A 15039-nucleotide genomic window follows, 5' to 3' on the forward strand; every position below is an offset into this window, starting at 1 on the left:
ATTACGGATAACTGCTAATTATCTGTAATTTATGTAAATGAAGGGGGAGGAGGACAGCAAAAGAGAAAACGGTGGTAGAACTAAATTTGACTGTTATGACGGTAATAAAGTTTAAATAATTTATAATGTATGATATACTTGAATAAAAGTTAATAAATCATCACACATATGTGTTGAGGATGAGACCTGATAATAATGCAGCTGTAGCTATATGTTCAGGAAAAGTATTAAATACAAAGGAGAAATTAGATGAGAATAATTGCACAAGCTATAAGGGTGATTGATTATGATAATAATAAGGTTCTGACAAGGAATATCATGCAGAATTTTAGCGAATACATTAAACAGTTGATAGCCTATATCAATAATAATACATCAGTCCGTGAATATAGGACACAGTCTGCAAATACAGAGGTTATAACTGCCATATTAGAGGTCGTAAGACAACAGGAAGATTTGGATTTGATTACACGAAATGTAGATATGATAGCTGATCGTCTGCTTCGAAAAGAAAAAGAGGCAAATGAGAGGATTGCCCAGCTGGATACTAATGTACAGAAGGGTAGTCTAATATTAGCATTGATTGAGAATGAAGAAAATATTTCATTTCTTCTTGCGAAAGTTGAACATACGGATTTTTTTGATGATACAGATTATAGTATAAAATCGGGATTTTCCAAGGATACAAAGAAAATTTGGAAAACTTGTTTGTTTGATATTGATGATACCGAGGCACCAACATTTAGCGCAAGAATCTATTCTAATACAGTGGCAAAATATTGGTGGCATGACTTTTTAGAGTTAGTAGAACTTCAAAGTGATGAGTATAATACGAAAAAGGCATTTCGGTCAGTAGATTCAACATTGACTCGAACTCTAAAAAAAGTGGCGCCGCATGACCATATGATAATTAGAAATGCGATGTATCTTTATTTTAACAGTGTGGAACACTTTGATTATAGTGAGATGCTAGATAAAACGATTAGAAATTATGTTCCAGATGACATGACGGAAGAGACAAAAGGAATTTTATTGGAAAAATTAGAAACTTTGCCACAGAAGAAAGGATTTGACCGTCAGTTCAGTACGGTTCCTACTGTTATTAAATCCTCCATGAGGAAAACCTATGAGGTGTATAATGGCATTCAAATTCGGATACCAGGTGGTATGGAGGAATTGAAAGATATTATATGGTCGCAGCAGGACAGTGATGGAAAACAATATCTTAAGATTCGAGTGAATGATGAAAATACATATCGGATATTTAAGCGACAAGAGTGATCTGTGTAGGGGGAATAGAGTGTGTTTGAAGAGATTAATAATAAAATTTCAGACTTAGTTGAAAAAGACAGTAGGAAGATTTACGAAGTTTCTTTTTCATTTCCGGCAGCAATACCACTGGAATTTCAAGAATTATTCGATATTATACAAAGTGTTCCGTCAAGAGATGATATAAGGATATATCTTTTTACAGAAAACGATGAGAGATTTACGTTTAAAAAGAGTACTACGGAAGCGGAATACAACAGTTTCATAGGCGAGCTGTTGCAAGATGAACAAATATTTGTAAAACTTGAAATAAATAAAGAAATCCAGAACGGGCATTTCTCGGTGTATTGTTTTGAACAATTTGCAGAAGATCTAATTCGGTTGCCGATTGAGGAGGCTTTGAACGCATTTTCCTTAATTCTAAATGAGTCAGAAGGTTATATTGTTTTTGATCTATTTGATAATAGAAACATTTTTTTCACGAAAACGATGTTTTTTATTGGGGCGAATAATCAGGAAGTCAATATAGATTTTGACAGAGAACAACGACTGCAGGAGTGCCGTGAAACATCATATTTCTATAACCAAGACCACTATGAACTGCTACCGGACGATTTCAAGATAATTCTTGGATATGAAGGAAATCCTTTTGTTGAACTGTTTCAAAAAATCGAAACTATTTTATCCTTGTGTATGTTAGCATCTAATTCTTCAATTTTGAAAGGAAACCTAAAGTTACAGATTATGGGGCAACGTTCTGTGGAACATACATATGATTTAAAAGATATAGAGGGGAATCCTATTTTATATAAAGTTTATGATTGGATTTATTCCGGCGGAAGTTCTATTGATAAGGCTCTTATTGCCAGAAATATTATTTATTTACATTGCAAGTATGAGTCTTTACTGCGTCTGGATTCGAAGATTTTAGCAGCGATTCTATCGAATTATAATCTATATTTGAAGGAAAATGTGACGCAATATCTGGAATTGAAAAATAAAGTGGCAGATTTTATCAGTGGTATTGTTTCAAAGACAGGTGAATATGCAACAGAACTTTTGGATAAATTCAAGACAAATTTGATCGCTATTTTTGGTTTTCTTTTTACTGTTATAATTGCAAACATTGTCTCAGACCAACCTCTGGATAATATATTTACGAGGGATATAACTGCAATCCTTGAACTGGTTTTAGCAGGTTCAGTTGTCTATTTGATTATTAGCTTTAAACAATCACAGTACCAGATGAAAAAAGTATACGATAGTTATGAAGAACTAAAAAAATCATATGATCAGATATTAACCGATGATGATATAAAAGAAAGTTTTCAGGATGACAAAATAATTATGGATATGAAGAAAACTGTCAGCCAGTCACAGAAGTTGTATTTATTCATATGGATGGGGTTTCTTGTTATACTCCTAGTAAGTGTCGAGTGCATTAGTGAAAATCCGATTATTTTTTCTTTTATAAAAATGATTATTTTTGGTGAAAGAGGAGGCTTTGAATAAAGAATAGAGGTGCCAAGAAATAGTATAAAAAATTTTTCTTTCTTTCGATTTTTTCCTGTTTTTCTTCTGTCTTTGTTATGAAGGGAAAATTAGGAATATTCTTTTTTGTTCCTCATAAAAATGCAACTTGATAATTTTATAGTCATCCTGCAGGACAATAAGAAACAGTGGAGCCCGGCGGCTGATACGCCATGATAATCAAATAGTAAATCATAAGGTATGCTTATTTTATGATATGTTGTTGTAAACTAAGTCCTATTCGTGAGAAAAGATTGGAGCGGTTTTGATCAGGCTGCAGCAAAGGTTGGGAACTTTGTGGCGAAGAGGCTGTTTCGGATAATGATACTTCCAGACAAAGTGTCTGGTCTGAATAAGATGGTGTGATTCCAATGCGGCTGTTGCCCGACAGCTGCCTGCAGGAGGTCATCAAATTAAAGTACTGAAAATAGTGCAGCGAATCCATTCCACAAAGAATGGTTACGATAAGGGATATAGAATAACAGGTGAAAAAGTGAAAAAAATGTTGTCCCTGTCTTGACACACTCCTGTCTGGCAGCCCTCTGATCCAAAATGGTAAACTTCTTGGGGCAGTTACCCATGTATTTGTTGATGATCCGACAAAAGGGTATGGAATTTGTGCAGAGACGATGGTGGAGCAGGGGGGAGAGTGAGAAGGGGAGAAGGGCATCAGATGGAGACGTCTGGTGCCTTTTAGTATAATTTTTTAATTGAAAGGACATTGAAAATTTTATACAGGTTGAAAAATGATGAACCATATATTGGATCTGGTGAACATGGAAAAAAGATAGTTTCATTTTTAGTCATGGGTTCGGGGAATACGTCCTATAGCCTGTTCATCAATATTCTCTGTATTCTGGTTGTTCGCATTTTCCGTGACATTCCGAATAACTACTGCCCGAGGAAAAAACCGCCGATTTATGCGCGGCTATGGATATGATTTTGATTTATCTGGGATCCGGACCAACGGCCCATACCATCCACCGATGGATTTCAGATATGCTGGAAGAGTTGACTATCGATACCCGTTCTGAAGGTATGAGATATGTATTTGCCGCTAACAGCAATTCCAACCTACAGATGCAAAAGGCGGGGATGAAGCTGATGACGCCAGGACAGGTGAGCCGGATGCCCAAAGATGACTGCATCTTGTTCCTGGAGGGATACCGTCCTATTTATGATAAAAAGAACTGGCCCTTCCATACCAAAGAATTCCAACAGGCGGAAAGAGCAGCAGGAAAGCAGGGCTATACCAATCCTGTCCGGATGATTATTCCGGGACTCTTTGAGCCACCTGTCCGGACTTTGAGGGTTCTTCCGCAAATATCCGTTTTCTTTATTGAATCTCCAAAATTGTGGGGTAAGATATAAGTAGATAGTCTTACTTAGCGGAGGAAATTTATGTGCAGTGAAATAAGCCTCGATCTCCGGCACTTCTATCCGGCTGATTTAGAAATCATGGATATCTGCCAGACAGATCATGAGATACAAATTAAAATAATCGCGCACTCTAAGGAGTGTATATGTCCCAAATGTGGAGCCATTTCAACCCATCAGCATGGAACCTATGAAAGAAAAATTCAAGATCTTCCAGTCCTTGGGAAAACCACATGGCTTTTGGTAAACGCTTACGAATATCAATGTGACAATCCTGATTGTAAAGTTGCTACTTTTTCCGAAACAGTTAACGGTTTCTTGAGCTATTATAGCCGGATGACTGAACGGTGCGCCGACTTTATCTGTACATTAGCGATGGAGACCAGCTGTGAGGGATGCTCACGTATCTGTAAGGCTATGAATCTTAAAGTCAGTGGCGACACCGTGATACGCCTGCTTACAAAACGATATACCATCCAGGAAGCAGCAAAATGCGGAAGCGTTATCGGTGTTGATGATTTTGCTTTTAAAAAAAGACATACTTACGGAACCATTATCGTAGATGAAGCGATTCATACACCGGTTGCAATACTGGACGGAAGAGACGGTTCTGCTTTTAAAGAATGGCTGTCTCATAATAAACAGGTTAAGACAGTAACACGTGACCGTGACCGTGCCTATGCCTCTGCCATTCAGGAAATACTTCCAGATGCCCTGCAGATAGCTGACCGGTTTCATCTGCATCAGAATCTACTGGAGGCCATAAGAAATACGGTCAATGCTGTTGTACCTGTAAATATCAAGATACCAACTGGCCACAGCGAGGAAGCTCCTTTATCCATGGAAAACAAGGAAGAAGAACGTAAAAAAAACACCATGCACTGTGGATAACTTTGCTGAATACAACAAAAAAAGTGTACAGCTCTACCATGCTATTCATGAATATGCGTCTGCCGGATATAGCTATCGGGCAATTGCGAAAGAGTTACACTGCTCCAGGAATACGGTAAGAAAATATCTTCACGGCGATTATGAGTCCTTATGCCGCCGAAATTATCGTAGCGGAATGGATCAGTATTATGACTACATTATCAAAGAACTGTCAGCAGGAATAAGCCGCAAGGACGTTTACTGCAGGTTAATCCAAAAAGGATATAAAGGAAAGCTAACAGCTGCTTATGACTATATGAATAAGATTATCAAAAATCATCAGATTGATATTGCCGTCTATCGGAGTTCTACGGCTGAATCGATCCAGAAGAAAAAAGAGCTCCAGAAATATGATCATATTACCAGGAATGGCATTTTCTGCTTCTTATGGAGGGGTATGGAACTTTCAGCTACACACAAAGAGTATCTGATGAATACATACCCACAGTTAAGAGAACTGAGAGCATGTATTCTCGAATTCCGTGAGATCTATAAACGAAAAAGTATGCCACTTTTGTATTTGTTTATCGATCGTTACAAAAAATCAGGTATGAAGGAACTTTCTCGTTTTGCGGAAGGTCTGGAAAGAGATCTGGATGCTGTTGAAAACTCAGTTGCTAGCCCACTATCAAATGGATTCGTTGAGGGGACAAACAGCAAGTTGAAAATGGTAAAGCGTACCATGTATGGCCGCTGTAATAAAGATTTATTAGCCGCAAAGTTAATGTATAGGGGATGTTAGATTTACGGATATTTGCGGAAGAACCCCGCCGCACCGTAATATTCATCCGGATTATCTATAATGAAAAAACAGGCCAATATAAAACACTGGAAGGGGAAGAAAAACTGCGTATCTTATCAGAAGAGGAATTTGCTTTTTTTAAAGAAGCGGAAAAGACGGATGATTCCATCAAGACCTTTGAAATGGATATGCAGCAGTTTTTGTATACCAACTGGAAGGAGGTACCACACCCGACAGATGAAGAGATACGTAATATGATCCAGAATATCCCTAAAAAAGATATCACGAAAATGGAGCCGCCGGAAGATGTGTATCCCCTTTTGGAAGAAGAGGATTATGAGAGAGAAAGCGAAGACGAAAAGCCCTGGGATTTGTCCGGGAGTGTACTGGATTGTCTGCTGCGTTATGCGGAACAACTATCTCCGGAAGAGATTGAGGAGATCATATGTGGGATGGAAGATGGATTGAGTGATAAGGAAATAAAGAAATACTTTGCACTGCATGATGTGGAGAAGATGAGGCAGTATAGAAGAGTTTTTTGATTATTTATATGATAAACAAAGTCGTAGAAGAATGCAATCAAATGGAAATTTTTCATGCAAAGTTTGGTGGAACATATATTTGGAAAGTAAAGTGGTCATTTATCAAATGAGTGAAGACATCCTTTTAATGTCATGCTACATGCTATAAGGTATTTACGAGATATCGATTTGCAATTAGAGATAATTTTTTTAGAAAAGATTATTCGGATTATAAGAAACTATCAGTCTGGTTGAACCAAATTTACTAAATATGCTTAAAAACTGTATTATAATACAAAAAAATATAATCGAAAAATTCACATTTATCAATAGTAATTAAAAATGTATTGTATATCAACTTGTATAATTCTACCAAAGATTGAAGGAGTCTCTCTAAATTAATCTGTTATTTTGGTACCTCAATATGATTGGCAGACAGTATTTTTTGAACACCTTCTTGTACTTTGAGATATTCTTCAAATAGATTATTCAAGTAATTTCTCCCGTTTTCTTCAAGATGATAGTAGACTCTCATTAATCTTTTTCCTGCTAATTTTTTATAATCACTGATATATCCTTTGTCTGATAATTTATATAAAATGGGGTATAACGCTCCTTCGGTCACAGTAATATTTCCTTCGGATTGTTCTTTAATCCTCTGGGTGATTTGATAACCATAACAGTCTTCTGTATTGAGAATCGATAATAATAGTAATTCAATTGTTCCTTTTTTAAATGAATTCTTATTTGCCATGTGTAAAATCCTTTCTTTATAAACTTTATCGTAAAAAGGTGGCAAAATCAACATTTTTCTATAATTTTTTTTATAAAAGAAAAATATATACGGCAGTCTAATTAATAGTAGCCGTATATATTTTTTTGTTGTAAGATTATGATAATTTACCTGAAGGACTGCAGTGGAGAGTGACAGTCTCAGTTTCCGTTTTTGTTACTATCCCGGAAGAATACTTTTTTGCCGTGGCTTTCGCTATCGCATTGGCACCATCTTTCCATGCCGAAGAAGATGAAATCTTCCAATTGGAAGCTGGGCAGGTCGTAGAAACTGTGGAACTGGTACATGTCGCTGTTTTTCCATTATAAGTAAAACTTCCATGTACTTTTACAGACCACAGGATTTTTCCTTTACTATTCTTACAGTTTACAGTTTTACTTCCGCTTTTTGTGCTGCTCCTGGTATTAGAAGGTTCTTCTTCCAAAATTGTTTCATAATAAATGCCGTCTTGCGATTGATACTCTATACTGATATTTTTTTCTACCATTCCGGAAGCAAAAATATTCATCGATAATGTACAAACTAGCAAACTGACACTAAATATACTTAAAAAATTTTTTTTCTTCATAACTTAATCCTCTTCGATAATTATTTCTTTATACATTATATGTTCATCCTGTGCGTTCAAATAGTCTTGATATGCCCAAAAATAACAATATCCATTGAAGGCCAGAAAAGCAACTAGTACAAAGACAAGAAACTTCTTTATATATCCCCTAATTCTCAGCTGGCGAAACAAATATTGCTCATCCACTTCTGAAAAGTACTCGGAAATCACATGGGACGGAGTTCCGAACTCTTCTATCAAATCTTCATAAGACACCCCTTCTTTCTCTATAGCATATTCTAACAGCGGAGTCTGTAAATTTTGAATATATTGTTTTTATTTTTTTCCATATATAGGAAATAATTTTTTTATTGAGTTTAAATATTTTTTTACAGTAGTTTTCAAATTATTACCTCATAAATTTTCTTCTGCAAATATTTGATAATAAGTGCTTTTAGTACTATCTAGATAATTCAATCTACATTTGTTTTTTATAATATTATATCCTGATTAAAACTAAAATTCAATATATTTGATTCAAATGTATTTGACAAAATAATAATAATCTATTATTATAATTAAAAAAAATATAATTGGTCTTAATTATAATGAATAAAAGAGGTGATGCCTATGAATGCAACAATTTATAAATAGGGGGAATGAAGTCAAAAAAATTTCACATCATTTCCTTTTCATCTATTTTAGTATTGCTGGTGCTTTTTATCACAGTGTCGGCGCGTGTTGCGCAAAAAAGATACATACGCTAGAACAAACTTATCAATAGTTCCTGTTTGAGAAAATTGGATAGAATAAATGTTTTTAAATTGCAAACGTCAGACATAAAAATGCCCCTGTTTTATTATTGAGAAAGGAAAAAAGAAGGCACAAACGACAAAAATCCCTTCAGGGATTGCAAGGTATATTTATTTTCAGATGGGCAGATAAAATAAATCATTTAAAGATAAAGGAAAGGTATGATGGAGAGTTTCTACAGTATTTGAAGACGGACTAAAAAACTACTGCTATATAATACGAGAGATAATAGTAATAGTTCGATAGTACCTTTTTTAAAAGAATTTTTATGGCCATATAAACATTCTTTCTGATAAATATATCATATGTTATATATATTTGAATCAAATATAATCTTGACAATGCATAATGGAAATAGTATTATAAATGTATTAATATATTTTATTATAAGATGGTGATTAAAATGAATTAATAATATTATTGTTTATACTACTGTAAATCATTTAAGATTTGTGAAAAAGGAGATTAATATGAAAAATAAGAATTTTGTAATTTTTATGATGATATTAGCAATGTTGTTTATGAGCAACACCACATGTTATGCTAAGTCGTTTGAAATGTTTTTTAACTTGAAATCAGGTGAAACAAAAACAGGATTTGCTGCTAAAAAATCCGAAGCTAATTTTGAAAAGAAGTTTTATGTAAGACATATCGATTGTGAACCTTCTAATGCATCTTTTAGAACACAAACATATCATGCAATATTGGGAACAAGTGTTGCAAGTAATCCAATATCTATGTCAGCCACGAGTACTGATAGAAAAAGTAATACATATCTTTCTGGTAAAGCAAAGGCAAATAAAACATATAAATTGCGTTGTAAGTCAACAAGCAGTATACATAAAAATGAAGTCATAGGAGTATCTGGAAAATGGACGCCGTAGAATATAAGAAAGATGTACTTAATATGATTATAATTAAAAAAAAATATTTATTATGTACATTCATCTATGTTATTCTGATAGGATTTTTATCAGCCTGCAGCCATACATCTGCCTCCAATTCTACAGATAAAGAATCTGCAGGCACAAAATATGCTCCTTATATCGATGAGGAAAAAAAGCATATCATTTTAGATATGAATGATTATGTACATATCGATGCAGATTATTCCATACCGGACGTCTATGCAGATCTAAAAATGAACCGTATCCTTGCATCCAGGCCGTTGATAAACGAAGAAAAATGCAAAGAGATATTCTTAGGTGACCGGATAATAGAACCAGAAATAGATTCAGGATATTATTCCAGGGAAATAGGAAATTATGATATGGAATATTACCATGATTCCGATGTGACGTTGAGTCTAGAAAAGATGGACATGTTTGCATGCTATAAGAATAATGAAAAGATTGAGAACTGCCTTTTTGATGATGAAAGATTTGATTCTTATAACCTTGACAAATACTCTCTGGATAAAGAATTATCCTTTGGTTCTCGGGATGAGATATTTAAAATTATTAAAAAGACATATAAGGATGCTGTTGGAATCGATATCAGTGACAATTATAAAGCATATGCATTGGATCATAAGACATTATATCAGGAGCAAAATGCACATTTAGACCTTATAGAGGAAAGCGGAAGTGCCACGGACCAATGGTCTGAGGAAGATGACGCCTACTATTTTGTTCTTTATCAGGATGTAGATGGGGTGCCAATCTATCAGAACGGATATGGAGACATATTTGAGGGAATCGGAGTGGATTATACGGAACTCACTGTTTTATATAATAAAAACGGATGGTTAGATGTTCGGGCATACCGTGGTTATTGTATCGAAAAAACAGAGGAAGAGCAAAAAATAATAAGTTTAGAGCAGGCATTAGAGTCTTTAAGCAGAAAATTTGAATTAAACGTAGATCAGGGAGAAGAATGGAATATTAATGATATTTCTCTTCAACTAGTTCCGGTTCATATCAATGGAAATAACTATGAAATAAAACCGGTTTGGATGTTCCAAGGTATCAATCCTAAAACAATGTTTGGCTTTTTCAATATTATGATCGATGCTGTCTCCGGTAAAGAGATCGTACAGGAAACTTAAAATACTTATCAACAAGGGATACTTTCAGTGGACAAAGGTGTGTATCCCTTTGTCCACTGAGAGTAGGGGAAGACAATGCAATTTTTATCAATGTATAAAGCAGATCAAAAAAGATGGTTTTTGAAAAAGAATATGATCCTTGCCATTTTCATGATACAAATAATTAATAATTTAGTACTTTTCCGGGAGATACCAAGAGTATCAGAATCGGACGTATTATCCGCTTTAATTCTAAGCGTTGATGATCCGTTTTTTTATCTGAATTATATGATCATAGCGATAGTTTTTGCAACGGAATATTGTAAGCAAAAAGAAAACCATTTTCTTCAATTTTGTATGATTCGATGTCGTGATTCAAACTATATTGTGTCAAAGATCCTAAACAGTTTTTTATCTGGTTTTTTTACGATGTGTAGCGCAACGGCTCTGTGGTTATTATCCCTTAGAATGTTTATTCCATGGGCGATTATGGGGATTGGTCAATATGACATCTGTATAGAGTGGGGTATGGGAGACCTGTTAGGAAAACAATTATTTCTCCTTTATTTTGGTTTGATATGTGTAGGTCTGGGACTGTTTGCCGGAATCCTTGCAGTATTATCTTTTGTGTGTTCCCTTTTGATTCCATCGCAAACACTCGTTTTGATCATTCCAACTTTGAGCGTGTATCTTTTGGAATCATTGATTGGAGATTATTTTCCGAATCTTAATCAATGGAGATTTTATTACACGTTCTTTTATCCATATAATTATAATAATTCAACGGATGTTATATTGAAAAACAGTTTTACATATACAGGATGTTGGATAATTCTAATGAGTTTACTATGCTACATCATTGTAAAAATACAGAAAAAACAGGAGAAATGGTATGTTTAGAAAAATAATCCGTATCATAAGAACTGCATTTCTTGTAAAGAAAAACAGACAGTTGATTATGTTGACCTTATTATTTGAAATTATCCTGTCTAATATGACTCTGAATCATGGAAGGGAATTGATCGAAAGGATAGGCTTTTATCCGGAGTGTAATGCGTTTTCTCTTATATGGAACGACACATTTTTCATGATGCTTTTCTTTTTTATAGTGATATTTGCTTTCAGTAATGCACCGTTTCGGGAAAGAGTCAGCTCTTATGTTATGATACGCAGCGGAAAAAGACTTTATGTATTAGCTCATGTCATCTATATCAGTATTCTTTCTTTTATTATTCCTGTTTTTCTATATATAGTGAATGCTTTCTTTCTTCCATACAGGCAAGGGAATGGAGAGTGGGGACAATTTTGGGGAGCTATCTCTCAAAATAGTGAAGTATATGCAGATTTGAATTATATCTCGTTAGATTATAGGGTTTTATGGGATTTTACCCCAAAAGAAACATTACAACATATCATGTTCATATGTTTTTTGCTCTGTTTTATGACAGGACTCCTCTTATATCTGGCAGCCTTGCATGGAAAAAAGAAGATTGGAATTATTTTCATAGTCAGTCTGGTTACTATGTCAAGAATCAGCGTTTTCTATCGTATGTTTCGGTTATATTGGGTGAGTCCTTTCACATGGATCTGCTTAAATATATTAACACCGGAAAATAATGGAATTTTAGTCAATGTCTTTTATGCGAAAGCAATGTTGTGTATGATCGATGTGATATTAGTTATTGGAATATTTATTACATCTTATAAAAAAAGGAGTTATTATGAATGATCCTGAAACTTTAGAAATAACAGAAGATACTGCCATCCGGATTGAAAACTTAAATAAAAGCTTTTCGGATCAACAAGTATTAAAGAATGTATCCATGTCTGTGGAAAAGGGAAGCATCTGTGGACTGATCGGACGAAATGGTTCAGGAAAAACAGTACTTATGAAATGTATCTGTGGTTTTTTGAAGCCGAATAATGGAAAAATTTTTCTACGTGGAAAACTGATGCAGGGCGAAAAATTTATCATAGGTAATATGGGGATTATTATAGAAGTTCCCGGATTTTTTGAAGATGAGACTGCAAAAAATAATCTATATTACCTGGCCGCCATTAACAACAAAATAAAAAAAGAAGATGTTGATAGGGTTCTCCGATTGGTTGGTCTTGATCCGCGTGATCGAAAAAAAGTAAAAAAGTATTCCATGGGAATGCGACAACGTCTGGCAATTGCACAAGCTATTATGGAGGATCAAGATATCATCCTTTTGGACGAACCTATGAATAACTTAGATCAGGAGGGAGTGAAAGAGATACGAGAATTATTGTTATATCTGAAAGAACAAGGAAAAAGTATTTTATTATCAAGCCATTATTTTGAGGATATTCAATATTTGTGTGATAAAGTCTATCGCATCAGCCATGGGGAGTTAATCATCGAAAAGGATATTTTATAGTAAAAATGGAAATAGCTTCTTGAAAAAGAAAACTTTGATTGACAGAAATTAGTTGAAAAAGAATATAACCAAATATAAAATGGGAGCATTTCTGTAATTCATAAATAGTGACAATTGAATAATAGAGAACCTCAAGGTATGGTTGAGTTGCATTTTGGCGGATGTAAACAAAACAATCAAAGCACTGGAGGTTCAAAATGAATTATATACAGAATGAAAAGATTGAGCAAGTAACAGGTACAACAATGGTTGTTGGAGTTGATATCGGAAGTCGGACTCATTATGCGAGAGCTTTTGATAACCGAAGACGCGAACTTACAAAACGAGTTTTTTCTTTTCAGAATGATCTTGAAGAATTCAATTCATTCTACTTTTGGGCGGATAAGCTTAGTGTTGTGATATAACATAGTTGTGTAACAACTCGAGCTAATAAGATATAATCTTAGGGAGAAACAAGGTGTGTTACAAATGAGTCAAAACTATGAACCAGAATTCAAGAAGGAGATTGTCTGCCTTTATCTTAAGGAGGGCAGATTTCCAGTTTTGCTGCAGAATATGGTATATCTAAAGCAAGCATTTCTGTTTGGACAAAACAATTTTGTGAAGAAAGCCAGACAAACGAAGAAGCCAAAGTCGAATATGATTATGTGAAGGAGAATCTACAACTTAGGAAGAAACTTGCAGAACTCTAAAAAGAAAATGACTTCTTAAAAAAGTGGCGACATTTTTTGCGAAGGAAATCGATTAGAGGTTTATCGATTTATTCAAGAATACAACAAGAAGTTTGGACCCAGATGGCTTCTTGAAAGTTTAATATCTGCCCAAATGCTTATTATAATTATCTGAAAGGACGAAAATCGGATTATCGTCAACAGAAAGCTGAAATCAAAAACGCTATTCGTGAAATTTATCACTCACACGGCGGAATAGATGGCTACAGAACTATGCATGTCTATCTTTGTCGGAAAGGATACGATATTAGTCATTTAACGGTTCATAAATATATGAATACCGAGCTGCGGTTGTTCTCTGTTTCTAGAAACAAGAAGCCAGCATATGAGCACGGTATTGCTCACAAAGTTTATGAAAACAAGCTAAAACAGGATTTCCATTCTGATGAAATCAATCAAAAGTGCTACACGGATTTTACTTACCTATTTTTGACAGATGGCAGCAAACGTTACAACTGCACAATGATCGGTCTGTATGATCGAAGCGTTGTTGCAAATAAAACTGACCGAAACATAATAGCAGATTTAGCCAAAAGAACATTGGAAAAAGCCATTCTTTCATAACCAGAAATTAATCCCGGCAATACATTCAGACCAGAGAAGCCAGTACACTTCAAAAGAGTTCAAAGAATTATGTGAGAACCTAGGGATAACACAAAATATAAGCAAAGCTGGATATCCCTATGATAATGTTCATATGGAAAGATATTTCAATACATTGAAAAATGAACTTATATATCAGCAGTATTACCACACTGAGGAAGAACTCTACACAGCAATCGAAGAATTTGCATATGTGAAATATAATCATGTACGTCCACATTTTTATAATAATTATAAGACGCCTTATGAGGCACGCTTCAGGGTTAAATAAATCCCGTAGTAAGAATTAGATCGTAGTGTTACAAAAAAGCTTGATCACAACAATATTTAGTAATCGATAAATAGATATTTACTTTTTAATTATTTTCTATTTTAAGCTGTCTATAAATTTTTATTACAGCTTGTCTCGTTAATTTTTGTGTCCTGCTGTAAGAAACGCAGAGTTCGTTGGCAATAAATCTATATATTTTCCTTCATTTCGTGCAAAAATGCTCATTTTTTGGTAGTAGTTCTATCATTTTATTAGTCCTGTAGTTTGTGTCTGGCAGGTAAAGATGGTGAACGATTAGTGAAGGATTATGGGAAGATGTATATGTGAGAAAGCTATAGATATTTGCCGGAAGTCTTTTCATAAATAGGTAAACGGTAGATATCTCGTACCTGTACAAATCTGGAGCAAACCTGTATGATAAGGACAGATTTGCTCCAATCTTTCGCTCACTTCTCTTTTCCGGATTTCCGGCAGTTCGCCGGCA

Annotated in this window: 13 protein-coding genes and 3 pseudogenes; 14 read left to right on the forward strand and 2 right to left on the reverse strand. The window is 34.6% G+C overall.

What is annotated here, in order from left to right; translation table 11 throughout:
• The first annotated feature begins 249 nt into the window (after positions 1-249).
• The 7 genes and pseudogenes from B5F87_RS18935 (at position 250) to B5F87_RS18965 (ending at position 6390) form a co-directional block, all read left to right on the forward strand.
• A complete protein-coding gene (locus B5F87_RS18935; RefSeq protein WP_087283880.1) occupies positions 250-1281 on the forward strand; it encodes a nucleoid-associated protein in 1032 nt (343 codons plus the stop codon).
• 21 nt (positions 1282-1302) lie between these two features.
• Entirely contained in the window at positions 1303-2781 is a 1479-nt protein-coding gene (locus B5F87_RS18940) for a hypothetical protein (protein WP_087283883.1), read from the forward strand.
• Between the two features lie 545 nt (positions 2782-3326).
• Positions 3327-3452 (forward strand): annotated as a pseudogene (locus B5F87_RS18945) (SpoIVB peptidase S55 domain-containing protein); the annotation flags it as partial.
• Between the two features lie 283 nt (positions 3453-3735).
• Positions 3736-4170 carry a type IV secretory system conjugative DNA transfer family protein gene (locus B5F87_RS18950; protein ID WP_158097107.1) on the forward strand — a complete coding sequence of 145 codons (435 nt, stop codon included), beginning with the start codon at positions 3736-3738 and terminating at the stop codon, positions 4168-4170.
• Positions 4171-4200: 30 nt separating this feature from the next.
• Complete coding sequence (locus B5F87_RS18955; RefSeq protein WP_087283889.1) at positions 4201-5067, forward strand: transposase; 867 nt, start codon at positions 4201-4203, stop codon at positions 5065-5067.
• The gene (locus tag B5F87_RS18960) at positions 5060-5848 is read left to right on the forward strand and encodes a transposase (protein WP_087283891.1); all 789 of its coding nucleotides are present in this window, start codon (positions 5060-5062) and stop codon (positions 5846-5848) included. The genes B5F87_RS18955 and B5F87_RS18960 overlap by 8 nt, the downstream gene beginning before the upstream one ends.
• Complete coding sequence (locus B5F87_RS18965; RefSeq protein ID WP_087283893.1) at positions 5842-6390, forward strand: hypothetical protein; 549 nt, start codon at positions 5842-5844, stop codon at positions 6388-6390. Before B5F87_RS18960 ends, B5F87_RS18965 begins: the two co-directional genes overlap by 7 nt.
• 385 nt (positions 6391-6775) lie before the next feature.
• On the opposite strand, the gene B5F87_RS18970 is transcribed toward B5F87_RS18965, so the two are convergent.
• Positions 6776-7123: a PadR family transcriptional regulator gene (locus B5F87_RS18970; protein WP_087283895.1), complete on the reverse strand. Its 348-nt coding sequence runs from the start codon at positions 7121-7123 to the stop codon at positions 6776-6778.
• A gap of 136 nt (positions 7124-7259) precedes the next feature.
• Positions 7260-7730 (reverse strand): hypothetical protein, encoded by a 471-nt coding sequence (locus B5F87_RS18975; RefSeq protein ID WP_087283900.1) that lies wholly within the window; start codon positions 7728-7730, stop codon positions 7260-7262.
• A 1262-nt stretch (positions 7731-8992) separates the two neighbouring features.
• Between B5F87_RS18975 and B5F87_RS18985 the strand changes: the two genes are divergently transcribed.
• The 7 genes and pseudogenes from B5F87_RS18985 (at position 8993) to B5F87_RS19015 (ending at position 14555) form a co-directional block, all read left to right on the forward strand.
• Positions 8993-9406, forward strand: coding sequence for a hypothetical protein (locus B5F87_RS18985; RefSeq protein ID WP_087283906.1), 414 nt, complete (start codon positions 8993-8995; stop codon positions 9404-9406).
• Positions 9394-10569: a hypothetical protein gene (locus B5F87_RS18990; protein WP_087283909.1), complete on the forward strand. Its 1176-nt coding sequence runs from the start codon at positions 9394-9396 to the stop codon at positions 10567-10569. Before B5F87_RS18985 ends, B5F87_RS18990 begins: the two co-directional genes overlap by 13 nt.
• Before the next feature lie 75 nt (positions 10570-10644).
• Positions 10645-11448, forward strand: coding sequence for a hypothetical protein (locus tag B5F87_RS18995; protein WP_087283911.1), 804 nt, complete (start codon positions 10645-10647; stop codon positions 11446-11448).
• Complete coding sequence (locus tag B5F87_RS19000; RefSeq protein ID WP_087283914.1) at positions 11441-12277, forward strand: hypothetical protein; 837 nt, start codon at positions 11441-11443, stop codon at positions 12275-12277. Before B5F87_RS18995 ends, B5F87_RS19000 begins: the two co-directional genes overlap by 8 nt.
• Positions 12270-12950 carry an ATP-binding cassette domain-containing protein gene (locus B5F87_RS19005; protein WP_087283916.1) on the forward strand — a complete coding sequence of 227 codons (681 nt, stop codon included), beginning with the start codon at positions 12270-12272 and terminating at the stop codon, positions 12948-12950. Before B5F87_RS19000 ends, B5F87_RS19005 begins: the two co-directional genes overlap by 8 nt.
• 197 nt (positions 12951-13147) lie before the next feature.
• Positions 13148-13294: pseudogene (locus tag B5F87_RS19010) on the forward strand (IS110 family transposase); the annotation flags it as partial.
• Positions 13295-13409: 115 nt separating this feature from the next.
• Positions 13410-14555: pseudogene (locus B5F87_RS19015) on the forward strand (IS3 family transposase).
• The last annotated feature ends 484 nt before the right edge of the window (positions 14556-15039 follow it).

Source organism: Eubacterium sp. An3 (genome assembly GCF_002159465.1).
Classification (GTDB): domain Bacteria; phylum Bacillota; class Clostridia; order Lachnospirales; family Lachnospiraceae; genus Anaerobutyricum; species Anaerobutyricum stercoris.